Annotated in this window: 21 protein-coding genes and 1 pseudogene; 15 read left to right on the top strand and 7 right to left on the bottom strand. The window is 64.8% G+C overall.

Annotated elements, in window-relative coordinates; translation table 11 throughout:
- The first annotated feature begins 13 nt into the window (after positions 1-13).
- Together pdxH and L981_RS19465 are read left to right on the top strand one after the other, a co-directional pair.
- Entirely contained in the window at positions 14-634 is a 621-nt protein-coding gene (pdxH, locus tag L981_RS19470) for a pyridoxamine 5'-phosphate oxidase (protein ID WP_043619841.1), read from the top strand.
- A gap of 51 nt (positions 635-685) precedes the next feature.
- The gene (locus L981_RS19465) at positions 686-1,246 is read left to right on the top strand and encodes a GNAT family N-acetyltransferase (RefSeq protein ID WP_052201890.1); all 561 of its coding nucleotides are present in this window, start codon (positions 686-688) and stop codon (positions 1,244-1,246) included.
- A 33-nt stretch (positions 1,247-1,279) separates the two neighbouring features.
- On the opposite strand, the gene L981_RS19460 is transcribed toward L981_RS19465, so the two are convergent.
- Complete coding sequence (locus tag L981_RS19460) at positions 1,280-2,311, bottom strand: polysaccharide deacetylase family protein (protein ID WP_082006095.1); 1,032 nt, start codon at positions 2,309-2,311, stop codon at positions 1,280-1,282.
- 246 nt (positions 2,312-2,557) lie between these two features.
- Between L981_RS19460 and L981_RS19455 the strand changes: the two genes are divergently transcribed.
- Positions 2,558-3,835, top strand: a complete 1,278-nt coding sequence (locus tag L981_RS19455; RefSeq protein WP_082006094.1) for a D-alanyl-D-alanine carboxypeptidase family protein — start codon at positions 2,558-2,560, stop codon at positions 3,833-3,835.
- 21 nt (positions 3,836-3,856) lie between these two features.
- Here L981_RS19455 and L981_RS19450 read toward each other — a convergent pair whose 3' ends face one another.
- The 3 genes from L981_RS19450 to L981_RS19440 all read right to left on the bottom strand — a co-directional run bounded on the left by L981_RS19450 (position 3,857) and on the right by L981_RS19440 (position 7,267).
- Complete coding sequence (locus tag L981_RS19450) at positions 3,857-4,513, bottom strand: hypothetical protein (protein WP_052201889.1); 657 nt, start codon at positions 4,511-4,513, stop codon at positions 3,857-3,859.
- Positions 4,514-4,519: 6 nt separating this feature from the next.
- Positions 4,520-5,935, bottom strand: coding sequence for a metalloprotease TldD (gene tldD / locus L981_RS19445; protein WP_043619837.1), 1,416 nt, complete (start codon positions 5,933-5,935; stop codon positions 4,520-4,522).
- 135 nt (positions 5,936-6,070) lie between these two features.
- A complete protein-coding gene (locus L981_RS19440; protein ID WP_043619835.1) occupies positions 6,071-7,267 on the bottom strand; it encodes a winged helix-turn-helix domain-containing protein in 1,197 nt (398 codons plus the stop codon).
- 132 nt (positions 7,268-7,399) lie between these two features.
- Here L981_RS19440 and L981_RS19435 point away from each other — a divergent pair, with 132 nt between their 5' ends.
- Genes L981_RS19435 through L981_RS19415 form a run of 5 tightly spaced genes read left to right on the top strand, consistent with a single transcriptional unit; the run spans position 7,400 to position 11,954 of the window.
- Entirely contained in the window at positions 7,400-8,080 is a 681-nt protein-coding gene (locus tag L981_RS19435) for an energy-coupling factor ABC transporter ATP-binding protein (RefSeq protein ID WP_043619833.1), read from the top strand.
- Entirely contained in the window at positions 8,074-8,679 is a 606-nt protein-coding gene (locus L981_RS19430) for an energy-coupling factor transporter transmembrane protein EcfT (protein WP_043619830.1), read from the top strand. Before L981_RS19435 ends, L981_RS19430 begins: the two co-directional genes overlap by 7 nt.
- A gap of 36 nt (positions 8,680-8,715) precedes the next feature.
- Positions 8,716-9,279: a biotin transporter BioY gene (locus tag L981_RS19425; protein WP_043619828.1), complete on the top strand. Its 564-nt coding sequence runs from the start codon at positions 8,716-8,718 to the stop codon at positions 9,277-9,279.
- Positions 9,280-9,283: 4 nt separating this feature from the next.
- Complete coding sequence (locus L981_RS19420; RefSeq protein ID WP_043619826.1) at positions 9,284-10,786, top strand: class I adenylate-forming enzyme family protein; 1,503 nt, start codon at positions 9,284-9,286, stop codon at positions 10,784-10,786.
- On the top strand, positions 10,764-11,954 hold the full coding sequence (locus L981_RS19415) for a thiolase family protein (protein ID WP_043619824.1): 1,191 nt from the start codon (positions 10,764-10,766) through the stop codon (positions 11,952-11,954). The genes L981_RS19420 and L981_RS19415 overlap by 23 nt, the downstream gene beginning before the upstream one ends.
- Before the next feature lie 54 nt (positions 11,955-12,008).
- On the opposite strand, the gene L981_RS19410 is transcribed toward L981_RS19415, so the two are convergent.
- Complete coding sequence (locus L981_RS19410; protein ID WP_043619822.1) at positions 12,009-12,410, bottom strand: thioesterase family protein; 402 nt, start codon at positions 12,408-12,410, stop codon at positions 12,009-12,011.
- 16 nt (positions 12,411-12,426) lie between these two features.
- On the opposite strand from L981_RS19410, the gene L981_RS19405 reads away from it, so the two are divergent.
- From L981_RS19405 to dxs, 5 genes are all read left to right on the top strand, one after another.
- Positions 12,427-13,398, top strand: a complete 972-nt coding sequence (locus L981_RS19405; protein ID WP_043619820.1) for a zinc-dependent alcohol dehydrogenase family protein — start codon at positions 12,427-12,429, stop codon at positions 13,396-13,398.
- Between the two features lie 62 nt (positions 13,399-13,460).
- Positions 13,461-14,390 carry a histone deacetylase family protein gene (locus L981_RS19400; RefSeq protein ID WP_043619817.1) on the top strand — a complete coding sequence of 310 codons (930 nt, stop codon included), beginning with the start codon at positions 13,461-13,463 and terminating at the stop codon, positions 14,388-14,390.
- Between the two features lie 2 nt (positions 14,391-14,392).
- Positions 14,393-14,644 carry an exodeoxyribonuclease VII small subunit gene (locus L981_RS19395; protein WP_043619815.1) on the top strand — a complete coding sequence of 84 codons (252 nt, stop codon included), beginning with the start codon at positions 14,393-14,395 and terminating at the stop codon, positions 14,642-14,644.
- A 163-nt stretch (positions 14,645-14,807) separates the two neighbouring features.
- On the top strand, positions 14,808-15,731 hold the full coding sequence (locus L981_RS19390) for a pirin family protein (RefSeq protein ID WP_043619814.1): 924 nt from the start codon (positions 14,808-14,810) through the stop codon (positions 15,729-15,731).
- Between the two features lie 246 nt (positions 15,732-15,977).
- Positions 15,978-17,891, top strand: coding sequence for a 1-deoxy-D-xylulose-5-phosphate synthase (dxs, locus tag L981_RS19385; RefSeq protein ID WP_043619811.1), 1,914 nt, complete (start codon positions 15,978-15,980; stop codon positions 17,889-17,891).
- A gap of 71 nt (positions 17,892-17,962) precedes the next feature.
- Here the strand turns inward: dxs and L981_RS19380 are convergent, their stop codons facing one another.
- Positions 17,963-20,173, bottom strand: a complete 2,211-nt coding sequence (locus tag L981_RS19380) for a methyl-accepting chemotaxis protein (protein WP_082006093.1) — start codon at positions 20,171-20,173, stop codon at positions 17,963-17,965.
- 234 nt (positions 20,174-20,407) lie between these two features.
- Here L981_RS19380 and L981_RS19375 point away from each other — a divergent pair, with 234 nt between their 5' ends.
- Positions 20,408-21,178 (top strand): TlyA family RNA methyltransferase, encoded by a 771-nt coding sequence (locus L981_RS19375; RefSeq protein ID WP_043619809.1) that lies wholly within the window; start codon positions 20,408-20,410, stop codon positions 21,176-21,178.
- Positions 21,175-22,425: a class I SAM-dependent RNA methyltransferase gene (locus tag L981_RS19370; RefSeq protein WP_043619807.1), complete on the top strand. Its 1,251-nt coding sequence runs from the start codon at positions 21,175-21,177 to the stop codon at positions 22,423-22,425. The genes L981_RS19375 and L981_RS19370 overlap by 4 nt, the downstream gene beginning before the upstream one ends.
- A 300-nt stretch (positions 22,426-22,725) precedes the next feature.
- Here the strand turns inward: L981_RS19370 and mcpU are convergent.
- Positions 22,726-23,411: pseudogene (gene mcpU / locus L981_RS19365) on the bottom strand (methyl-accepting chemotaxis protein McpU); the annotation flags it as partial.

Below are 23,411 nucleotides of genomic sequence, written 5' to 3'. Positions count from 1 at the left end.
TTGGAACGCAATAATGGCGGCGAATGAGTTAACAAGCGGTGACTTCACCGAATCAAATGAACCCTTTTCCCTGTTTGGCACATGGCTGAAGGACGCGGAAGGCAGCGAGATCAACGACCCGAACGCGGTTGCGCTCGCGACCGTCGATGCCGACGGGCTGCCGAATGTCCGCATGGTTCTGCTCAAGGGTTTCGACGAACGCGGCTTCGTTTTCTACACGAATTTCGAAAGCCAGAAGGGTGAGGAGATCCTCGGCGCCCGCAAGGCGGCGATGTGCTTTCACTGGAAATCGCTCCGTCGGCAGGTGCGCGTGCGCGGCCCGGTCGAGATCGTCACCGACGAGGAGGCGGACGAATACTTCAAGAGCCGGCCGCGCGGCAGCCGCATCGGCGCCTGGGCCTCGAAGCAGTCGAGACCGCTCGAAGGCCGCTTCGCGCTGGAGAAGGCCGTTGCCGAGTACACCGCCCGCCACGCCCTCGGCGAAATCCCGCGCCCGAGCTACTGGTCGGGCTTCCGCATCCGCCCGACGTCGATCGAATTCTGGCACGACCGCCCGTTCCGGCTGCATGACCGGATGGAGTTTCGCCGTGAAACGCCCGAAGGCGGCTGGGAAAAGGTACGTATGTACCCTTAGCCTGCCTGTCTCTTGCAAGAGAGACGCCAGATGCAATGACGACGCCCGGCCATGCAGGTGGCCGAGCGGATATTATTCTTTGCCCGGCCCAAGCCGGGCGTTTTCATCGAGTGGCTTTTGATGACGATCGATGTTCGTGACGCGACGCTCGACGATGTCGCCGGCTGTCACCGCTGCCTCGACGAGGTTGCCCAGGAAGGCCGCTGGCTTTCACGGCTGAGCGCTCCACCCTTCGACGGCTTTGCCGCATACATGACCGACCTGCATCGCGGTCGGGCACCCCAGATCGTAGCAGTCGACGATCGCGTGATCGGCTGGTGCGATATCCGGCTGGATGCTTCGCCCGTTCGCGCGCATGTCGGCACCTTAGGCATGGGGCTTCTCGCCACCTATCGCAGCAAGGGAATCGGCGGCCGGCTTCTGCAACTGGCGATGCAGCGTGGTCGCGAGCGGGGGCTGGAACGCATCGAACTCTCCGTTCTTGATGAGAATGCTGCGGCCCGGGCGCTTTATGCGCAGTTTGGCTTCCAAATCGAAGGTCGCCGCGCGCGCGACTGGAAACACGGCGGCGTTTACCAGGACAGCATTCTCATGGCTTTTGCCTTCAATTGACGCCAAAGCGCTCGGCTGTCCAACTCGCCTTTTCTACCCGGCCGTCAGGCGGAACGGGATGCCGGATGCCAGCGCCGAGACGTATCGGGCACGCTGGAAATGGCCGTTCAGCGAAATGCGCGGCAGCGCATAAGGGCTGGATTGCGTCCGCACGGTGAGCGTGCCGGGTTGGGTGGTGACGGCCAAGGTAAGACCCAGATCGGCGACGATGCGATGATCGCGTGCGGATACCGCTGGCGCGTCACCATAGGGATAGGCGAAAGTCTGGGGCGGCCGACCGGTGATCGCCTCGACCCGCCGCAGCGATCCCTCGATCTCTCGCCGCGCCTCGGCATCCGACAGGCGCGCGACCGCGCGGTGGCTGACCGTGTGGGCACCTAGGCTCGCCAGAGGACTTTCGATCAGGCGCCGTAACCCGGCCTCGTCCAGTGTCAGCTTTTCGGTGATCGACAGGGGGTCGATGCCGCGGTCACGGGCGGCAGCGTTCAGGGAAGCGATCGCCTTTGCCTCGTCATGGCCGTGAATGAACGCGGCGAAGCGATTGAAGACGGCCTGTCTTTCGGCCGTTGTCGACGCCTGCAGTGTTTCTACACCGCGGCCGAAGTCAAAGTGTAGCGTCTCGTTCGTTTCGAGCATATCGGCGAGCGTTTCCCACCAAAGCGTATGGGTGCGGTCGACGAAACCGCCGGCAACGAACACCGTGAACGGCGCCTGGTGGCGCTCGAAGACCGGCAAGGCGTGCTGGAGATTGTTCCTGTAACCGTCGTCGAGGGTAAAGCAGGCGACCGGTCCGCCCTCGGCAGCCAAGGCCTGCGGCAAGTGTTCGAGCGGGACAAAGCGATAGCCGTCGCGCTTCAGCGTCCGCAGCGCGACGTCGAGAAATTCCGGCGTAATCTCCAGATGCGCATTGGGATCGAAGGCACGAGCAAGCTTCGGCCGGACATGGTGCAGCGTGAAGATCGCCCCCTGCCCGCGCGCGCTGGCCATCAGGCCGGCGCGGCCCAAGCCCCCGGCGACTTCCAGCCCGCCGGTAATTGCGGCGCGGCGAACAATTGTCCTGATCATGCCCTTGATGGTAGCCCCCAAAATCTGGTCCACGTGCTCCCCGCACGGCCTGCAAGCCTGGAAAGTTAACGGCGAGGGCGTTAAACCTTGTTGAACGGGGAGAGCGTTCATCGGCCATTTACCACAACCCCGAAAACAAGGTCGGCTTGCCACATTCCGCCCTAAAGTTGCAGCAAAGACACGGATCTTGTCACAAAACGAAACAGCTTTGCGCCTGACCGCGGGCGCCTTTCGACGGGGATCGACATGAAAACTTTGCGCTGCCTCCTGCTGGCGACCTTCGCACTGGCGCTCGGGACGGCGACTGCCGTCGCCGGAAGCGCCTCGCTGGTGCTGGATGCGCGCACCGGCAAGGTCCTCTCGTCCGAAAACGCGGATGTCCTCAACCATCCGGCCTCCTTGACCAAGATGATGACGGTCTACATGGCCTTCGAGGCGCTGAAGAGCGGCAAGCTTTCCTGGGACAGCAAGATCAAGGTTTCGAAGGCGGCGGCCGCCAAGCCGCCGATGCGTCTCGGCCTCAAGTCCGGCATGACCATCACGGTGCGCGAGGCGGTCCTCGGCATGATCGTGCGCTCGGGCAACGATGCCGCAGCCGCCATGGCCGAGAAGCTCGGCGGCTCCGAGGCGAATTTCGCCCGGATGATGACCGCCAAGGCGCGGCAGCTCGGCATGAGCAAGACCATTTTCATCAATGCCTCCGGCCTGCCGGCGAGCAAGCAGGTGACGACGGCGCGTGAAATGTCGACGCTTGCCGTGGCGTTGATGCGCGACTTCCCCAGGGAGTATCGGCTGTTTGCGACCGAGAGCTTCAATTTCCGCGGCCGCAAGGTGCGTGGTCACAACAACCTGATGTATCGCTACGACGGCATGGACGGCATCAAGACCGGCTATACCAACGCCTCCGGCTTCAACCTCGTCAGCGCCGTCAAGGACGGCAATCGCCGGGTGGTCGGCGTCGTGCTCGGCGGCAAGACGGCGCGCAGCCGCGACGCCAAGATGGCGGCCCTTCTCGATCGTCACGTTGGCAAGGCGGCCAAGGGTGGACGGCAGCTCGTGGCGTCGACGCGCGGTGGTAAGACGGTCGAAGCCCCCGTCGAAGTGGCCGCGGTCGCAACATCCGAGGTTCCGATGCCCTATGCCGCACCGCAGCGGGCCAAGCAGGATTCGGTTGCTGCTCTGATTGCGGCGACGTCGACGACCGCGATCCCGGCGGAACGCCCGACCGAGGTTGCCGAGATCGAAACGACCGCTGCGGTTCCGGCTGCATCAGGCGGCTGGCAGATCCAGATTTCGGCCGCACCTTCGGCCGAGGCTGCGCGCATGCTGCTGGCGCAGGCGCGCTCCGAGGCCGGTGCGCCGCTCGCAGGCGCCACGCCCTATACGGAAGCCGTCGGTAAGGGTGCCAAGGCGATCTACCGCGCCCGCTTCGTCGGCTTTTCGAGCAAGGATGCGGCCGCGGCCGCCTGCGACGCGCTCAAGCAGCGCTCCTATGACTGCATGATGCTGCCGTCGCGCGGCTGACATCGCGAAATCCGACGTCAATCAGGCGTCGGCGCCGGGTTTGCGGAAGCGGTTTGCAAGCCACCAGTCGCACTGCTCTTCGCTGTAGCCAAGCAGCAGCCCCTCCTCGCGCTCGTCTTCGGCCGTCCACGGGCGCCAATTGTAGAAGAGCCGATGGCAGCGTTGCCTGAAGCGCTCGAAGCGCCAGGTCTCGCCCGGCAGCGCATAGGCGAGATAGCGGACCCGCTCCTCCTTCTCGCTTCCCGTGGTCGTCGGGCACATATTTTCCAGCTCGAACGTGTCCAGCACCAGCACTCCGGCGGCAACATGCGGGGCAAAGAGCGCCTTCGTTTCCTCGAGCCAAGGCGAAGCTGGATCGTCGCCGAAATAGGCAAAGGGCTTGCGCCCTTCCAGCATCAGCGGAAGTTCGTAGCCGGTATGGACGAGGTAGGGCGTTGCATCGATCCGGTGTGGCCGGCGAAGCAGAGCCTCCTCCTCCGTATCCGGCAAGGCAAACCCGAGCGCCGAGGCAAGCGCAGTCAGATCCTTGCGGTCAAGCAGGTAACAGGCATGGTCGGCAATGGCGCCGCCGTCCAGGTCCAGGGCACGCGCGATGTCTCCCGCATCCCCATCGAACCGCAGTTCGTGGCTGGGCGTAGCGGTCTCCGGCGACAGGAACGAAAGCACGAAGACCGCCACCGGAACTTACGCCTGCGTGCCGCCCACCGTGATCTGGTCCATGCGCAGATGCGGCTGGCCGACGCCGACCGGCACCCATTGGCCGGCCTTGCCGCAATTGCCGATGCCGGTATCGAGCTTGGTGTCGTTGCCGACCATGGTCACGCGCTTCATCGCATCCGGGCCGTTGCCGATCAGCATGGCGCCCTTCACCGGTGCGCCGATCTTGCCGTTCTCGATCAGGTAGGCCTCGGTGCAGCCGAAGACGAACTTGCCCGAGGTGATGTCCACCTGGCCGCCGCCGAAGGAGACGGCATAGATCCCCTTCTTGACCGAGGCGATGATTTCCTCCGGCGTCTTGTCGCCGGAGAGCATGTAGGTATTGGTCATGCGCGGCATCGGCACATGGGCATAACCCTGGCGACGGCCGTTGCCGGTGGGCTGCATGCCCATCAGCCGGGCGTTCTGCCGGTCCTGCATGTAGCCGACCAGCTTGCCGTCCTCGATCAGCACGTTGTAGCCGGACGGCGTGCCCTCGTCGTCGATCGAGATCGAGCCGCGGCGCGCCTCGATCGTGCCGTCGTCGACGACGGTGACGCCCTTGGCAGCCACCTGCTCGCCCAAAAGGCCGGCAAAAGCCGAAGTCTTCTTGCGGTTGAAGTCGCCTTCCAGACCATGGCCGACGGCCTCGTGCAGCATGACGCCCGGCCAGCCGGAGGCAAGCACCACGTCCATGGTACCGGCCGGCGCGTCGATCGCTTCGAGATTGACCAACGCCTGCCGCAGCGCCTCGTCGGCGCCCATCTTCCAGTTTTCCTCGGCAACGAAATCGCCGAAGCCGCGACGCCCGCCGGTGCCGAAGGAACCGCTTTCCTGGCGGTCGCCATCGCCGGTCACGACGGAGATGTTGATGCGCGTCATCGGCCTGACGTCATGCACCCGATGGCCGTCGGCCCGCAGGATATCGACGACCTGCCAGCTAGCCGCGATGGTCGCCGTCACCTGACGGACCTTTGGATCCTTGGCGCGCAGATAGGCGTCGATTTCCTGCAGCAGCGCGACCTTTGCCTCGAAGCTGGGCTCGCCGATCGGGTTTTCGTCGCCATAAAGTTTCTTGTTGGTGCGCTGCGGGGCTGCTGCGTAGGAGCCGGCATAGCCACGGGTCACCTGCGCCACCGCGTCCGAGGCGCGGCGCAGTGCCGACAGGGAAAGCTCGCCGGAATGGGCATAACCAACCGCTTCGCCAGCAACGGCGCGAAGGCCGAAGCCCTGGTCGGTGTTGAAGCTGCCGCCCTTGAGCCGGCCGTTGTCGAAGGACAGCACCTCTGCCTGGGCATGTTCGAGGAACAGTTCGCCGTCGTCGGCACCGGCGAGCGTTTCCGAGAGAACCTTGCGGACCGTTGCCTCGTCGGCATCGAAGAGGCTCATCAGATCGGTGTTCATAGTGGCACGCTCCCGCGTCAGGAATTTCTATCGCCTCCATTTAGGAAGGCGGCGGGTTCAAGCCAAGGAAAATATCATGGGCCGCATGTTTCCCTCGATCCGCACCGATCGACGCCAACATGCGGATTCAAGTCGCTACAGCGACATGTTCCAGCCGTCGAGCCGTTCCACGCGCTCGACGCCGGCGAAGCGGGCAACCCGATCGAGCTCGGCATCGATGCGCTCCAGGCGTCCGGCCGAGGCGCGGACACCCTTTTCGAGCCAGAGCCTGCGGACATCGAGGCTGCCGCGCTTGCGGTCCGCCTTCATGTCGATGCGGCCGATCAGCCGGTCGCCCTCGATCAACGGGAAGACGTAATAGCCATATTCGCGCTTGGCCTCGGGGACGAAGATCTCGATGCGATAGAAGAAACCGAAGAGCCGTTCGGTGCGATTGCGATCGCGCAAGAGGGGATCAAAGGGGCTGAGCACGCGCACCCGGCCGGGCGGCTCGGGGATATCCCCGAGTGCTTCCGGAAATCCAGCGAAGGCGTAGGAGACACGCGGACGTCCGCCATCGATCGCTTCGATCTGCACTTCCACGAGTTCGTCGCGATGTTCGGCCACCCAGGTCTTGGCCTCCTCGGGGGATACCAGATCCCAGAAGGCGGCAATCTCACCATGGGTGGCGAAGCCGAGACGCTCCAGTGCGCTGCGGCAGGCCCAGTCGACGAATTCCGGATGGCTGACGTCACCCTCGTTGTGGTGCGATGGGATCACTCTTTCCGTGAGATCGTAGACCTTCTGGAAATTCTCGCGCCGCGCGATCGCCAGCTTGCCTGTGCGCCACAACACTTCCAGCGCCGTCTTCGACGGATGCCAGTTCCACCAGCCACCAGACTGGTGTTCGGCTTCCTTCAGATCGCGGGCAAGCACCGGGCCGCCTTCGGCAATGCGCTGATAGGTGTCGTCGCAGCCTTTCTCGAAACCTTCGCCTCGCCACGCCTTCCAGCGCTCGACGATCGTCTCACCTTCCCATTTGAAGCGATGCTTCCAGTAGCGGAAGAAGCTGCTGGGAATGATCGAGGCATCGTGGGTCCAATGCTCGAAGAGGTCGCGATCGTCCTCCAGCAGCGCCGTCAGATGTTCCCGACGATAGGTCTGGTTGCGGGAAAACAGGATCTGGTGATGGGCGCGCTCCACCGTGGCGATACTGTCGACCTGCACGAAGCCGATGTCGTGGATGAGCTTCAACAGGCCCTCCTTGCCAAGCGCGCGGTTGGGCGCGCCTGAAAGGCCCTGCTTGGCGAGGAAGATGCGACGGGCGTCGCTGTTGGAAAGGCGAATCGTCATGGCGAGAAGAGTAGGCTTATATTCCCATAATTCAAATAGAGCATCGATCCCTGGACCGCATTGCCCTTGTTGTCGCACTTGGCCTATAGAGCAACCCGAAAACGGCGCGGGCCGGAGACAGCGAGGAACGGGATGGACATCCGCTTTACCGATTGCGCGGTCCGCTTCGGCGAGCGGGTGGCCTTGCACCCCCTGACGCTCACACTCAACGAAAAACGCATCGGCATTATCGGCCTCAACGGCTCCGGCAAGACGACCTTCGCGCGCCTGATCAACGGCCTGGTGAAGCCCTCCTCCGGCGGCGTCACGGTCAACGGTCTCGATACAGTCAGGGACGATCGCGCAGTGCTTTCCGAAGCCGGCTTCATCTTCCAGAATCCGCACAACCAGCTGATCATGCCGATCGTTGCCGAGGACATCGCCTTCGGGCTGAAGAACCGCGGGTTTTCGCGTGACGAGATCGACCGCCGCATGCAGGCGGCACTTTCGCGCTTCGGCATCGAACACTTGGCAAGGCGGCGCGTGCATGAGCTTTCGGGCGGGGAAACGCAGCTCGTCGCGATGGCGAGCGTCGTCGTTACCGATCCGAAGATCCTGATCCTCGACGAGCCGACGAACCAGCTCGACCTGAAGAACCGCCGCCGTGTCGCCACGGCGATCGACGACCTGCCGGAGGATACGGTGGTGATCACCCACGATCTCGGGCTCGTCGAGACTGTCGAACGGCTGCTGCTCTTCCATGAGGGCCGGCTTGCCTTCGACGGCAACCCGCAAGAGGCGATCCGCCACTATCACGAGATCGCCGGATGCTGACGAGCCTGCATATCGAGGGCAACAGCCTGCTCCACCGGCTGCCGGTCAGGGTCAAGCTGATTGCACTCGTGGCGTCGAGCATCGGGCTTTTTCTGAGCGCCTCACTCGCGGTTCAGGCGATCGCCTTTGTCGTTGCCGCCGCTCTTTATCTCTCCGTCGGTCTCTCGCCCAAGGAAGCGCTGAAGCGCGTCGGTTTCGTTTTCCTGACGATCTTCTTTCTGGCGGCCGTCAATCTCTTTTACCTCTCGGTTTCCGAGGTCGCGACTTTGACCTTGCGGCTAATGGCGCTGGTTCTTTTTGCTGCCGCCGTCACGGCGACGACGACGATCAGCGCCTTCATGGACGAGATCACCATTCTCCTGAGCCCGCTCGAGCGGCTTGGCTGGCTGAAGGCGGCCGATGTCAGCCTGGCGCTCGGGCTGGTGTTGCGCTTCGTTCCCGATATCTTTGCGCGCTATCAGGCGATCCGCGAAGCCCATCGCGCCCGCGGACTGCCTGTCCGGCCGTTGACGATCATCGGGCCGCTGATCATCCTGACGTTGAAGGATGCCGATACGATTGCCGCAGCGATTGACGCGCGCGGATTTCGCCGTCAATAAATTCGCGAATTCTAAAAGACAGGGAACCGGAACTACATGAATACCAGAGATCTCGTGCTCATCGCCCTCTTCGCCGCGATCGTCGTCGTGCTCGGCCTCATCCCGCCGATCACGCTCGGCTTCATTCCGGTCCCGATCACCGCGCAGTCCATGGGCGTCATGCTCGCCGGCTGCATCCTCGGCGCCAAGCGCGGCGCGCTCGCCTTCCTGCTGTTCCTGCTGCTGGTCGCCATCGGCCTGCCGGTGCTTTCGGGCGGCCGCGGCGGTCTCGCCGTGTTTGCCGGCCCGTCGGGCGGCTTCATCATCGGCTGGGTTATCGCCACCTTCGTCACCGGCCTGATCGCCGAACGCACCGTGCGTGAAGGCCAGGCAGAAACGCGCCAGTTCATCGGCTTCTTCCTCGCCTCCGTCCTCGGCGGCATCGTCGCGCTCTATGCGATCGGCATGCCCTGGGTTTCCGCCGTCACCGGCACCCCGCTCATGACCGTCGCTGCCGGCTCGCTCGCCTTCATTCCGGGCGACCTGTTGAAGGCTGCGATCGCGACGCTTGCCGCACGCGCCGTCTACGCCGGCTATCCGCTGCTGCCGGCCCGCGCCTGAGCCGATGCCGTTTGCCGCCGCGATCCGTCGCCACGCGCAAGACCATCCGCATGCCCCGGCCTTCCAAATCGAAGGCCGGGTTTTCACATTCGGTGACCTCGCACGCATCGCCGGGACGTTTGCCGAAACATTCGACGAACTGGCCGGAAGTGTTGCGCGCCGTAGCGTGCTCGGCGACCGCTCACGGCTGATCGCGCTGGAGGCGGGCAATCATCCGCTCTTCGCCGCGGCCTTGCTTGCCGCCACCAGCGGCGGCAACTGCGTCGCGCTGATCGATCCGCATCTGCCGGAAGCGACGCGCGAGGCCATGCGCGATCGGCTGTCGCCCGATCTCATCATCAGTGCCGATGGCGCCAACCTGTCGCTTCAAGCGCCCGCAAGCGGCGAGACGCGGACCTTTCGCAAGACCGATGGCAAAGAGCGAAAGCCTCTCGCAGCCGGCGACGACGGCGAGCCGTTCCTCATCGTCTTCACCTCAGGCACTACGGGCACGCCGAAAGCGATCATCCGCGATCGCGGCTCGTGGCGCAGGAGCCTGGCCACGGGCGAGCCCTTCTTCGGCATCGATTGCGCCACCAGCACCTTTGCCCCCGGGCCACTCGCGCACGGGCTGACGCTTTATGCGCTTGCAGAAACCCTCGTCGCCGGCGCCGAATTCATCGGGGCCACACATTTCGAGGCATCCCGGGCAATGTCCGTCATCGAGGCGAAAGCGGTCCAGCGACTGGCGCTGGTGCCGACCGTGTTGCGGCGGCTCTGCGCGGCAGCCGCCGGCCGGCCACAAATGTCGGTCAAACAGATCACCGTCGCCGGCGCGAAGCTGACCGAAAACGATCGCGAAATCGCGGCGCTCGCGTTTCCGCAAGCCGATATCATCGAATACTACGGCGCCTCTGAACTGGGCTTCATCAGCGTTGCGACCAAGGGCGACACCGCTTCGGCCACCGCCGTCGGCCGCGCCTTTCCCGGCGTCACGCTCAGCATTCGCGACGACCAGGGGCGCGAAATGCCGAGCGGCGAGACGGGCACGATCTTCGTCGACAGCGCCCTCATCTCCGACGGCTATATCGGCGGCGCCGACGGCGCCGGGTTCCATCGTCTTGGGTCGCTGGCGACGGTCGGCGATCTCGGCTTCCTCGATGAGTACGGCACCCTGCACCTTCTCGGCCGCTCTGGTGGCATGGTGCTTTCGGGCGGCAACAACATCTACCCGCAGGAAGTGGAAGCGGTGCTCGTCGCCGATGCCGGCGTTCACGTAGCACTCGTGCTTGGCCTCGATCACCCGGATCTCGGCAGCGAACTGGTCGCCGTCATCGAGCCGGAAGGTGCTATGTTCGATCGGGAGGCGCTTGAGCGTCATCTCGCTGCACAGCTGCCGCGCTACAAGCATCCGCGCCGCATCTGGCTCTGCGCGAACATGCCTATGACGCAGTCGGGCAAGGTGGCGGCGGGCACCCTCAGGCAATGGATCGCGGATGGAAACGATGCTCTCGACCTCATCGACTGACCCGGCACGCACGCCTGTCATCGTCGCCGCGCTCCGCACGCCGATCGGCCGCGTCAACGGCACGCTTCGCGATATCGAACCGTCGCGGCTGGCGGCACCGCTGATCGCCCGAATTCTCAGCGATACCGGTGTAAACACGAGCGAGATCGACGACGTCATTCTCGGCAATGCCGCCAACAGCGCCGGCAATCTCGCCCGGCTCGCCGCTCTCGAAGCCGGCCTGCCCGTCTCGACACCGGGTGTCACCGTCGACCGGCAATGCGGTTCCGGGCTGGAGGCGATCACCCTTGCGGCGCGGATGATCCAGGCGGGCGCCGGGCGCTTCTATCTGGCCGGCGGCACGGAAAGCGCCAGCCGTGCGCATATCCGCCTGCGGCCGCCGCTGGAGCGCGGCGGCGAGCTCGCGCCGGTCAAGCGCGCCCGCATGGCGCCGGACGAGATCGGCGATCCGGACATGGGCGTGGCCGCCGAAAACGTCGCGACCGCCTGCGGGATTTCCCGTGAACGGCAGGACGCCTTTGCGCTTCAAAGCCATCGACGCGCCGTCGAGGCCGACCTTGCCGGCCGGTTCTCCCGCGAAATCGTGGCGATCGAAACGGTGGCAGGCCCTGTGTCGCGCGACGAGTGCCCGCGCGCCAATGCCTCGATGGAAACACTGCAGAGGCTGAAGCCGGTCTTCGTCGAGGGTGGAACGGTGACGGCCGGCAATGCCTGCCCGATCAACGACGGCGCGGCCGTAGTCCTGGTGACGAGCCTTGCCGAAGCGCAACGCCTCGGCATTCCCTTCGCGCTCGAATTTGTCGATGCGGCGACGGCGGGCGTCGATCCCAACCTGCTCGGCCTCGGCCCGGTTCCGGCGATGCAGAAGCTGAAAGCCCGACAACCGACGCTGGACCCGGCAAAGGTCGATTTTATCGAATTCAACGAGGCCTTCGCCTCGCAGGTGCTCGGCAGCCTCGACCAGCTCGATATCGCCGCGGACAGGGTCAATCTCGACGGCGGCGCCATCGCGCTCGGCCATCCCTATGGCGCCTCGGGGGCGATCCTCACGGTCCGGCTTTTCTCGCAGATGCTGGCATCGCCGGAAGGCACGGAAGGGCTGGCGATGATGGGTGTTGGCGGCGGCATGGGCATCGTCGCGCTGTTTCGTTCGATCCACCCGATTTAGGCAGCGCAATTCCGGACGGAAAACCGCTTCGCACTTTTCCTGGAATTGCTTGGGCTAGACCGAATAGGCCGCCAGCCATTCGCGCGTCGCTGAAGGCAGCGGCAGCGGCGTGTGGCGCTGCGGATCGACCGCGACCCACACGACCTCGACTTCGGCCGCGAGCTGGCCGCGCGCTTCGACCTTGACGACAAAGCTAATCGAGCTGCCGCCGACCTTCGCCACGTTGACGGTAAGACGGGCCGGCTCGTCGTAGCGCAGGCCACGGTGGTAGACGCAGGCCGAGCGGCGCACGAGATAGCTCGGCTCGTTCACCACATGCGGACGGTGGCGCCAGAGGCTGGAAAGTGCTGCCTCCGCATGGGCATAATAGGCGGCATTGTGCATGTGGCCGTGCATGTCTATATCGCGAAACGGAATACGGATTTCCGTGACGTTCTCCAGCTCCCTGCCGTCCATGCGAGGCTCCCTGACGATGCGCTCCACCCTCGTTAGCCAGTTCGGCGATCCCCGGCAAGTGATTGCGCTCGTCGACGCCGAACGCGTGGCGCCTGCGGCGGGCGAAGTCGAAGTGGCGCTGTCGCTCGCCGCCATCAACCCGTCCGATCTCATCCCGGTGACCGGCGCCTATAGCGCCCGCACCACGCTGCCCTTCGTGCCCGGCTTCGAGGGCTTCGGCACGGTGTCGCGCATTGGCCCTGGCGTGACATCGCTGAAAATCGGCGACCGCGTTGTGCCGATCGGCGCCAGCGGTCTGTGGCAGGAGTATCTGATCCGGCCGGCCGAATGGTGTTTCGCCGTGCCCGAGGATATCGGCGAGACCGATGCTGCTACCTGCTACGTCAATCCGCTGACGGCGCTGCAACTGATCGAGGCGCTGCGTACGCATTTCGGCTCGCTCGATGGCCGCCGTATCGGTGTCACCGCGGCAGGCTCGGCGATCGGCGGCATGCTGATGAAGCTGCTGGCCGGCGAAGGCGCAGATACCACCGGCATCGTTCGAAGCGCGCGCAGCGCTGAACGACTGGCAACCGAGGTCCCCGGCCACATCGTGCTTGGCGACGAGAGCCATGTGCCGCAGCTTCGCCTCGACGCAATCATCGACGCGGTCGGCGGTGCGTTTGCCGGCGGTCTCATCCAGCGCACGCTCGACCCCGGCGGCGCCTTCATCCAGTACGGAGCGCTCAGCGGCGTGCCGGTGCCGCACGCAACAATCCAGGCGCGGCCGGACATCCGCTTCTCCTTCCTTTGGCTGCGCACCTGGGTGCATTCGGCCGGGCGACCGGCGATCGAGGCAGCCTTTGCCAGGAGTTTCGAAGGTTTGCGGTTGGGTCTCTTTTCCAGCCGCATCGCGGAAATCTATCCGCTGAGCCGGCTCGACGCGGCGCTTGCGCATCAGGCGGATCCGGGCCGCGACGGCAAGTTGCTGATCGATCCGCGCTGTTGAAAATTCCGCCTTTCCATCGCCTCGCCATGGACCTTGCGGGGTTGGAGCACTAGGTTCCGGACATGACCACGTTCCTCTACGAAAATCCGGTCTTTCTGGAACACGAGGTTCCGGAGGGGCATCCTGAACGGCCGGACCGGCTGAAGGCGCTGAACCTTGCGCTCGAACACCCGAACTTCTCCGATCTCAAGCGGATCGAGGCGAAGAAGGGAAGCGAAGATCTCGTGTTGCTCGTCCATCCGGAAGAGCATCTCGCTGCCGTCAGGCGCGCCATTCCGGAGGAAGGCCTCAACAATTTCGAGGCGGACACCTATGCGAGCCCCTTGAGTCTCGACGCGGCGCTGACCGGGATCGGCGGGGCGACCGCCGCGGTCGACGCCGTCTTTACCGGCGAGACCGACAATGCCTTCGTCGCGGCGCGGCCACCCGGCCACCACGCCGAGAAGAACAAGGCGATGGGCTTCTGCCTGTTCAACACCGTGGCGATCGCCGCCCGCTACGCCCAGAAGGTTCATGGGGCCGAGCGCGTTGCGATCGTCGACTGGGACGTGCACCACGGCAACGGCACGCAGGACATCTTCTGGGACGACCCCTCGGTGCTTTTCTGCTCGACGCACCAGATGCCGCTCTATCCCGGCACCGGCGCCAAGGACGAGACGGGCGTCAAGGGCAACATCGTCAACGCACCGCTGTCGCCGAACATGGGTAGCGAGCATTTCCGCGAGGCGTTCCGTAGCCGGGTGCTTTCAGCCCTCACCAATTTCCGCCCGGACTTCATCCTGATCTCCGCAGGCTTCGACGCCCACCACCGCGATCCGCTGGCGCAGATCAATCTCGTCGCCGAGGATTTCGACTGGGCGACCGGGCGCCTGCACGAGATCGCCGATCGCAGCGCCGGCAACCGCATGGTCAGCCTGCTCGAAGGCGGCTATGACCTTCAGGGACTGGCCGAATCGGCCGGCCTGCACATTTTGCGACTGATGAGAGGCTAGCCATGAACACCACCACGCAACCGGACGTTTCCGCCCTCTCCTTCGAGCAGGCCGTCGAAGAATTGGAGCGGATCGTTTCGGCGCTGGAGCGCGGCGATGTCGCCCTCGACAAGTCGATCGAGATCTACGAGCGCGGCGAAGCGCTGAAGAAGCATTGCGAGGCCCTGCTGAAGGCAGCCGAGGACCGCATCGAAAAGATCCGCCTCGACCGCGCCGGCAAGCCGCAGGGCGTGGAGCCGCTCGACGCCGACTGATCACTCATCGCAATTCCGGACGGAAACCGCTTCACGCGTTTCCCGGAATTGCCGAGATCAGATTGATCGCCGCGCGGAAACACTGCGTCCCGGCTTCGCCCCTACCCGCCTGGTCTCATAGGCGTTAGTACTTGATGCGACAGCAAAAACGGGAGCACGCGCCATGTCCTTCTTTCCAGGCCCCGACCCGCTCGCCGGCGACAAGCCCGCCTGCGACGCCATCGAACATCTGATCGTTCCGCGCACCAGCGACATCGGCGGGCTGCAGGTTCGCCGCGCCCTACCGACGGCGAAGCGCCGCCTGGTCGGCCCCTTCATCTTCTTCGATCGCATGGGACCGGCGCTGCTGCGCGCCGGCGAGGCGATCGACGTGCGCCCGCACCCGCATATCGGCCTTTCGACCGTCACCTACCTCTTCGACGGCGAGATCAAGCACCGCGACAGCCTCGGCACCGAAATGGTGATCCGCCCCGGCGACGTGAACCTGATGACGGCCGGCCGCGGCATCGTGCATTCCGAGCGCTCGCCAGAGAACCAGCGCGGTCATGAGCGCTCGATCTCGGGCCTGCAGACCTGGCTGGCACTGCCCGACCACAAGGAAGAAATCGACCCGATCTTCAGCCACACCGAAGAGCGCATGCTGCCGCATATGAGCGACGACGGCATCAAGGCGCGGGTGGTGATCGGCAATTTCGAAGGCGCGAAGTCGCCGGTCTCGGTCTTCACCGACACGATCTATGTCGACCTCAATATCGCACCCGGCAAGAGCGCCCCCTTTGCGGCGCAGTGGGAAGAGCGCGCGCTCTATATCCTCTCCGGCGAGGCGATCATCGCCGGCGATCATTTCGCCGACAACCAGTTGCTCGTCTTCCGCGCCGGAGACGAGATCACGGTCACGGCCGGACCGCAAGGCTGTCACGTCATGCTTTTCGGCGGCGCAGCGCTCGGATCGTCCCGCCACATCTGGTGGAATTTCGTTTCCTCGTCCAAGGAACGCATCGAGAAAGCCAAGGAAGAGTGGCGCAGCGGACGCTTCGACATCGTGCCCGGAGACGAAGAGGAATTCGTTCCGCTGCCCGAGGGCTGACCGCGACCTAAAGTGGCACAGGCTGGGTGCGGAAAACCGCGCAACATTGCCTCATGGTGCTTGAATCGATTTCGATTCACAGAATCATGCGCTAGTCTCTTGGTCTGTGACGCAGGAATGCCTAGTTTTGCATTCAGCAACGATTGCGTCTAAAGAGCCGCTTCGACGGTACCCACCAACTATCGCGCGCCCGACCTTTGGGGCGCGCATGAGGCATGCAGCGTGACACAACTGCCAACCAATCCGATGCCGGCTACTCCCTTGCTCGACAAGGTGACCTACCCCGACGACCTGAAGAAGGTCGACGACAAGGATCTGCCGCAGCTTGCCGGAGAAGTCCGGGCGGAAATGATCGACGCAGTATCGCGCACCGGCGGCCACCTCGGCGCGGGCCTCGGCGTGGTCGAATTGACGATCGCCATCCACAAGGTGTTCAACACGCCGCATGACCGGCTGATCTTCGACGTCGGCCACCAGTGCTACCCGCACAAGATCCTGACCGGCCGCCGCGACCGTATCCGCACGCTGCGCCAGGAAGGCGGCCTCTCGGGCTTTACCCGCCGCGCCGAGAGCGAGTACGACCCCTTCGGTGCTGCGCATTCCTCGACCTCGATCTCGGCCGGCCTCGGCATGGCGGTCGCGGCCGATCTCGACGGCAAGAACCGTAACGTCATTGCCGTCATCGGCGACGGTGCGCTTTCGGCCGGCATGGCCTATGAGGCGCTCAACAATGCCGGCGCGCTCGATGCGCGGCTGATCGTCATCCTCAACGACAACGACATGTCGATCGCGCCGCCGACCGGCGCGATGAGCGCCTATCTCGCGCGCCTTGCTTCCGGCCGCACCTATATGGGCATCCGCGAAGTCGGCAAGAAACTGACCGCCTATCTCGGCAAGACCGTCGACCGCGCGATCACCCGCGCCGTCGAACACGCCCGTGGCTACGTCACGGGCGGCACGCTGTTCGAAGAGATGGGTTTCTACCATATCGGCCCGATCGACGGGCACTCCTTCGACCATCTGCTGCCGGTGCTGCGCAATGTGCGCGACAACGCCAAGGGTCCGGTGCTGATCCATGTGGTGACGCAGAAGGGCAAGGGCTATCCGCCGGCGGAAGCCGCCGCCGACAAGTACCACGGCGTCAACAAGTTCGACGTCATCACCGGCGCCCAGGCGAAGGCCAAGCCGAACGCACCCGCCTACACCTCTGTCTTTGCCGACGCGCTGACGCAGGAAGCCGGCTTCGACGACAAGATCGTTGCCGTCACCGCCGCCATGCCGTCCGGCACCGGCCTCGACAGGTTCGCCAAGGTGCACCCGTCGCGCTGCTTCGATGTCGGCATTGCCGAACAGCACGCCGTCACCTTTGCCGCGGGCCTTGCCGCCGAAGGCTACAAGCCGTTTGCAGCCCTCTATTCGACCTTCCTTCAGCGTGGCTACGACCAGGTCGTGCACGACGTGGCGATCCAGGGCCTGCCGGTGCGCTTCCCGATCGACCGTGCCGGCTTCGTCGGCGCCGACGGGCCGACCCATGCGGGCTCCTTCGATACGACCTATCTCGCCACGCTTCCGGGTTTCGTGGTGATGGCGGCCGCCGACGAGGCGGAACTGAAGCATATGGTGCGCACGGCCGCCGCCTATGACGCCGGCCCGATCTCGTTCCGCTATCCGCGCGGCGAAGGTGTCGGCGTCGAAATGCCCGAACGCGGAGAAATCCTCGAAATCGGCAAGGGCCGCCTCGTCAAGCAAGGCTCCAAGGTGGCGCTGCTTTCGTTCGGCACCCGCCTTGCCGACTGTCTGGCGGCTGCCGAAGACCTCGACGCCGCCGGCCTTTCGACGACCGTTGCCGACGCCCGCTTCGCCAAGCCGCTCGACCACGACCTCATCCGAGAGCTTGCCCGCAACCACGAGGTGCTGATCACCATCGAGGAAGGTGCCGTCGGCGGCTTTGCCAGCCACGTGCTGCAGTTCCTCGCCGAAGACAGCCTGCTCGACGGCGGCCTCAAGGTGCGCCCGATGGTCATGCCGGATGTCTGGATGGAACAGGCAAAGCCCGAGGCCATGTATGCTGCCGCCGGCCTCGACCGCGCCGGTATCGTCTCGACCGTCTTCAAGGCGCTCGGCCAGAAGCAGGACATCGGCGTCGGCGCCGCCGGCTGAGGTTTTGCGATTCGACGCCAAAAGAAAACCCCGGCTCGTCACCGGGGTTTTTTCGTTGTGTGCAGTATCGATCAGAATTCCTGCCAGTCGTCCTGCGCCACCGCCGCGCTCCCGCGTGACACGGAACGGGCCGGGCTCACCCGCTGCGCCGGTGCGGAGGCTGCCGCCATGGCGCGGGCAGCGGTGCGCAGATCCGCAGTCGTAGCGGCGCGCGCCTGGCCCGGCAGCGTGAAGCCGGTGATCAGTTCGCGCAGCCGACCCGCCTCGTTGGCGAGCTGGGCGCTTGCGGCGTTCGCCTCCTCGACCATGGCCGCGTTCTTCTGGGTCACCTGGTCCATCTGGTTGACGGCCGTGTTGACTTCGCTGAGACCCACCGACTGTTCGCGTGCCGAGACGGCGATGGCACTCATATGCTCGTTGATGGTTGCGACGTGACCACCGATCGCCTGGAGCGCTGCACCCGTGTCGCGTACCAGCCGGACGCCCCCTTCGACCTCTGTGGTCGAGTTGCGGATCAGGTCCTTGATTTCCTTGGCCGCCTGGGCCGAGCGCTGCGCGAGTTCGCGAACCTCCTGGGCAACGACGGCAAAACCCTTGCCGGCCTCACCCGCGCGCGCTGCCTCGACGCCGGCGTTCAGCGCCAGCAGGTTGGTCTGGAAGGCGATCTCGTCGATGACGCCGATGATGTTGGAGATCTGGCCCGAAGAATGCTCGATCCGCCGCATCGCCTCGACCGCATCGGCAACAACATTGCCCGATTTGGCGGCACTGGCATTGGCTTCGGCTGCGACATGGCGGGCTTCCTCGGCCCGCTTCGTCGAGTTGGTGACGTTGGCCGTGATCTCGTCGAGGGCTGCGGCCGTCTGTTCGAGGGCTGCGGCCTGTTGTTCCGTGCGGCGCGACAGGTCATCGGCGCTCTCGCTGATTTCGCGCGAGCCGCCATCGATCGAGCGGCTGGAATCGGCGACCGCCGACATGGCGTCGCCAAGCTGGGCGACGGCCGAGTTCAGGTCGTGGCGAAGCTGCTCGAAGTCGGGTGCGAAGGGTTCGGTGAGCTGGAAGCCGAGATCGCCGGCTGCCAGGCGCTTGAGCCCGCCGGCAAGACCCGAGGTCGCCTGAACGAGACGGGCCTGGGCCGAGGCCTCGGCCTCCTCCTGCAGGCGGATACGCTCGGCTTCGGCGCGCTTACGGCTCTCCCCCGCTTCAGCCTCCAGCCTGCGATTGGCGATCGCCGCCTGGCGGAAGATCTCCACCGCACCGGCCATTTCGCCGATCTCGTCCTTGCGGCCGGCATAGGGGATCGACGATGCGACATCACCGTCGGCAAGGCGGGTCATGGAGCGGGTTGTGGCAACGATCGGCCGCGAGATGGTGCGCCCGACGAGGAAGACGGTCGCTGCAATGACAGCAATCGCCGCGACAACGGCCGCCAGTGCGATCGCCTCGAGCGACTTCTGGGTAGACGCACTTTTGGTCTCGGACTTGACCTTCTCCGTTTCGATGGCGCCCGCCATCTGCTCGAACACCGGCTCGACATCGGCAAAGGCCTTCGACATCGTCGCCCGCAGCGCCGTCTCGTTTTCCGCAAGAGCCGCGTAGTCGTTGAAGGCAGTCGCGTAGTCCTTGAGCGCCGCCTGGACCTTGCCCTGCAGGTCCGCACCGCCGAACAGCTCTGCGGGCGCGCCGATGAAAGCCTTCACTTCCTCGGCGTGCTTCTCCACGTATTTGTGGTCGCGCCGCATGATGAAGTCCTTCTCGTGGCGACGCATTGTCAGCATGCTCGCCTGGAGCCCCTTGTCCTTGATCGGCTTCAACAACTCCTCGACCGCATGGACGGCGGTGCGCATCGCGCCCTCTTTGCCCGCCGCCGGATCGAGACCGAGCGTACGGTTGGCCTCGGCAACGGCCGAGAAGGCCTTCAGATAGCGTTCGTAGCCCTCGGAAATCGTCTGCAGCTCGCTCCGTGTCGACGAGCTGTCGAGCAGCTTGCCGAGCTCGGCCATCGTCGCCTGCGCCTTTGCGGCGGTTTCGTCATGGGCCGCGGCATATCGATCTTCCCTGCGCAGCAGGAAGTCCTTTTCGGCACGGCGGTTCTGCAGGAACTGTATCTCAAGCCTCAGCAAGGCGCGCTCCGCGTCACGATGCACCTGCACCTGCTGTCGATAGTCCTCCTCGATGCCCTTCTCCACGACGAAGATTGCGACGATCGCCAGGATACCGGCGATGGCAATCGGCACGAGCAGACCGATGCGATGGGAGATCCTGAGGTGAAAACGCGGCATGCAGCAACTCCTTGCGCCCGGAGGCGTCAGGTGGGGAAGAACGGATTGTGTCGGGAGGTCCGGCTTGCGGCGGAGGGCCTGCGTCATGCAGGTGCGACATCCCCGCAATGTCGCACCCATCATTTAAGGTTGGGTGAATATTCAGTTATTTTTTAGGGGTTTCTAACTGTGTCCTCCGATCGCCGTGAGCGCGGGGGGCTTGCCAATGCGCCGGCAAGCCGCCATGAGAAGCACATGTCAGAAGATCGCCAGAACGAAGAACACAAGAACCGGGTCCGCCTCGATCAGTTGCTGCTGAACTCGGGGCTCGTCGCAAGCCGCGCGCGCGCCCGTGACGCAATTCAGCGCGGGACCGTCAAGGTCGACGGCCGCACGGTCACCAAGGCAGCGTCCATGTTTGCCGAGACCGTGACGATCACCATCGATGATCCGGCGCAGGACTACGTCTCGCGCGCTGCGCTGAAGCTGGTCGCGGCGCTCGATCATTTCGGGCTCGACCCCTCAGGCGAAAGCTGCGTCGATATCGGCGCCTCGACCGGTGGTTTCACGGAAGTGCTGTTGAAGCGCGGAGCCGAGCACGTGGTCGCAATCGACGTCGGCCATGGCCAGATCCATCCGCGCATCGAGGGCGACGAACGCGTCACCAGCATCGAGGGCCTCAATGCCCGCGCCATGACCGAAGAGGATATCGACGACCGCGACATCACCTTCGTCGTCTCGGACGTCTCGTTCATCTCGCTCAAGCTCGCCCTGCCGCCGGCACTCGACATGGCGTTGCCGGGCGCGCACTGCATCCTGCTCGTAAAGCCACAGTTCGAGGCGGGCCGCGACGCCATCAGCAAGGCGGGCCTGCTCAAGGATCCCGAGAGCGCGCCGGATGTTGCCGCCGAACTCGAGCGCTGGCTTGTCGAAGACATGGGCTGGCAGAGCCTCGGGCTCATCCCCTCGCCGATTGCCGGCGGCGACGGCAATGTCGAATTCCTGCTCGCGGGCAAGAAGCCATGACCACCGAAGCCGTCACCGTCAAACGGCTGGGCGCCCAGGGCGACGGCATTGCCGACGGTCCGGACGGACCGATCTATGCGCCCTTCACGCTGCCCGGCGAAAGCGTCGCGCTCGCCGTCAACAAATCGCACGGCACGCTGATCTCGGTGAGAGAAGCCTCGCCCGAACGCGTCGAGCCGCACTGTCGGCACTTCGGGCCGGATGGCGTCAATGGCACCTGCGGCGGCTGCACGATGCAGCATGCCTCGGATACGCTCTACCACGGCTTCAAGCGCGATCTGGTGATCGCCGCCCTGAAGTCGAAAGGCCTGACGCCCGAGGTGGCGCCGCTCATCACCGCCGAGCCGGGCCAGCGCCGGCGTGCGGTTTTCACGGCGCGCAAGACCGAGAAGGACCTGCTGCTCGGCTTCAACCAAGCCGAAAGCCACCACATCGTCGCGATTTCGGAATGTCCGATCGCGAGCCCGGGCATCGTCTCGAAGCTCGCAACCATCGCCAGGATCGGCACTGCGATGGCGGTCAATGCCGAGCCTTTCCGCATCACCGTGCTCGAAACGCTCTCCGGGCTCGATCTCAACGTCGACGGCATCAAGAAGCTTGACGACAGCGTGCGCCGCCGCACGGTCGAAGCCGTGCTTGGCGAGCGCGGCATCGCGCGCGTCAGCCTCAATGGCGAAATCATCGTCGAGCCGGTGAAGCCGGTCATCGATTTCGGCGGCGTTTCCGTTTCGCCGCCGCCCGGCAGTTTCACCCAGGCGACGGTGCAGGCCGAAGAAGCGATGGCGAAGCTGGTGCTCGACCATCTCGGCAAGTCCAAGCGCGTCGCAGACCTCTTTGCCGGCTGCGGCACCTTCGCGCTGCGCATCGCCCGCAAGGCACGCGTCCATGCGGTCGAAGGCGAGGACAAGGCGCTGAAGGCGCTCGACGTCGCCGCCCGCAATACGCAAGGTCTGAAGCCGGTGACGGTCGAGAAGCGTGACCTCTTCCGCCGCCCGGTCATGGCGCAGGAACTGAAGGTGTTTGATGCCATTGTCTTCGACCCGCCACGGGCCGGCGCGGAAGTGCAGTGTCACGAGATCGCCCGCTCCGGCGTCAAGAAGGTCGTCGCCGTTTCCTGCAATCCGGTCACGCTGGCGCGCGACCTTTCGATCCTGACCGCCGCCGGCTACCGTATCACCTCGGTGACGCCGATCGACCAGTTCCTCTGGTCGTCTCACGTCGAGGCGGTGGTGACACTGGAGAAGTGAACAGGGCCGGTTTCCGGGCCCGCCTGCTGTTCAGCTTCCCCAGACTATTCCGCTCCCTCCGTCATGCTCGGGCTTGACCCGAGCATCCATCTCCGAGCCTCGAATTCCATCGCACTGGATCCTCGCGTCAAGCCCGAGGATGACAGGTGGAGGCGTCGGCGAACGAAGAAGAGGCGTACCGACGACAAAGGCCCGGTTTCCCCGGCCTTTATCATGTCAGGCTTGAAGCGCTTGCCATTTTGATTCACGGCAAGCGCCCTATCACCTTGTTATTGCAGCGTTCTGTCGATCCGCTCGCACTCAGGCCGCGCGACGACGACCACCACCGCCCATCTGAGCGTCACCCAGATTGAACTGGGCAAGCAATGCGTTGAGCGAGGCGGCTTCGGACGCGAGACCATGGCTTGCCGCCGTCTGCTCCTCGACCATTGCCGCGTTCTGCTGGGTACCCTGGTCCATGGTGTTGACCGCCGTATTGATCTCCTGGAGCCCCGTCGACTGCTCACGCGTCGCCGTCACGATCGCGCTCACATGTCTGTTGATCTCCTGCACTTCGGCAACGATCGTCTCCAGCGCCTTGCCGGTTTCGCCGACCAAGCTCACACCGCTCCTCACCTGGTTGCCCGAGGTGGTGATCAGCGCCTTGATCTCCTTGGCGGCCTGTGCCGAGCGCTGGGCAAGCTCACGCACTTCCTGGGCGACGACGGCAAAGCCCTTGCCGGCTTCCCCGGCACGGGCCGCTTCGACGCCGGCGTTCAGAGCCAGCAGGTTCGTCTGGAAGGCGATGTCGTCGATGACGCCGATGATGTTGGAGATCTCGCCCGAGGACTTCTCGATCGCATGCATCGCGTCTACGGCGTTCGCAACGACTTCGCCGGACTTCTCGGCCCCGGCACGGGTGCGGGCGACGAGCGCGCCGACTTCCTCGGCCCGGCGGGCGGAGTCCTTGACGGTCGTGGTGATCTCTTCGAGCGCTGCGGCGGTCT

This window comes from Ensifer sp. ZNC0028 (genome assembly GCF_000799055.1).
Classification (GTDB): Bacteria; Pseudomonadota; Alphaproteobacteria; order Rhizobiales; family Rhizobiaceae; genus Ensifer.
This window is presented reverse-complemented; position numbering and strand designations above follow the sequence as displayed.

Coding starts and splice junctions, on each gene's coding strand:
- dxs (WP_043619811.1), top strand. CDS start 15,978: ATGCCGGCTACTCCCTTGCTCGACAAGGTGACCTACCCCGACGACCTG.
- L981_RS19435 (WP_043619833.1), top strand. CDS start 7,400: ATGGACATCCGCTTTACCGATTGCGCGGTCCGCTTCGGCGAGCGGGTG.
- L981_RS19410 (WP_043619822.1), bottom strand. CDS start 12,410: ATGGACGGCAGGGAGCTGGAGAACGTCACGGAAATCCGTATTCCGTTT.
- L981_RS19370 (WP_043619807.1), top strand. CDS start 21,175: ATGACCACCGAAGCCGTCACCGTCAAACGGCTGGGCGCCCAGGGCGAC.
- L981_RS19380 (WP_082006093.1), bottom strand. CDS start 20,173: ATGCCGCGTTTTCACCTCAGGATCTCCCATCGCATCGGTCTGCTCGTG.
- L981_RS19395 (WP_043619815.1), top strand. CDS start 14,393: ATGAACACCACCACGCAACCGGACGTTTCCGCCCTCTCCTTCGAGCAG.
- L981_RS19375 (WP_043619809.1), top strand. CDS start 20,408: ATGTCAGAAGATCGCCAGAACGAAGAACACAAGAACCGGGTCCGCCTC.
- L981_RS19400 (WP_043619817.1), top strand. CDS start 13,461: ATGACCACGTTCCTCTACGAAAATCCGGTCTTTCTGGAACACGAGGTT.
- pdxH (WP_043619841.1), top strand. CDS start 14: ATGGCGGCGAATGAGTTAACAAGCGGTGACTTCACCGAATCAAATGAA.
- L981_RS19460 (WP_082006095.1), bottom strand. CDS start 2,311: ATGATCAGGACAATTGTTCGCCGCGCCGCAATTACCGGCGGGCTGGAA.
- tldD (WP_043619837.1), bottom strand. CDS start 5,935: ATGAACACCGATCTGATGAGCCTCTTCGATGCCGACGAGGCAACGGTC.
- L981_RS19405 (WP_043619820.1), top strand. CDS start 12,427: ATGCGCTCCACCCTCGTTAGCCAGTTCGGCGATCCCCGGCAAGTGATT.
- L981_RS19465 (WP_052201890.1), top strand. CDS start 686: ATGCAGGTGGCCGAGCGGATATTATTCTTTGCCCGGCCCAAGCCGGGC.
- L981_RS19420 (WP_043619826.1), top strand. CDS start 9,284: ATGCCGTTTGCCGCCGCGATCCGTCGCCACGCGCAAGACCATCCGCAT.
- L981_RS19430 (WP_043619830.1), top strand. CDS start 8,074: ATGCTGACGAGCCTGCATATCGAGGGCAACAGCCTGCTCCACCGGCTG.
- L981_RS19415 (WP_043619824.1), top strand. CDS start 10,764: ATGCTCTCGACCTCATCGACTGACCCGGCACGCACGCCTGTCATCGTC.
- L981_RS19390 (WP_043619814.1), top strand. CDS start 14,808: ATGTCCTTCTTTCCAGGCCCCGACCCGCTCGCCGGCGACAAGCCCGCC.
- L981_RS19425 (WP_043619828.1), top strand. CDS start 8,716: ATGAATACCAGAGATCTCGTGCTCATCGCCCTCTTCGCCGCGATCGTC.
- L981_RS19455 (WP_082006094.1), top strand. CDS start 2,558: ATGAAAACTTTGCGCTGCCTCCTGCTGGCGACCTTCGCACTGGCGCTC.
- L981_RS19440 (WP_043619835.1), bottom strand. CDS start 7,267: ATGACGATTCGCCTTTCCAACAGCGACGCCCGTCGCATCTTCCTCGCC.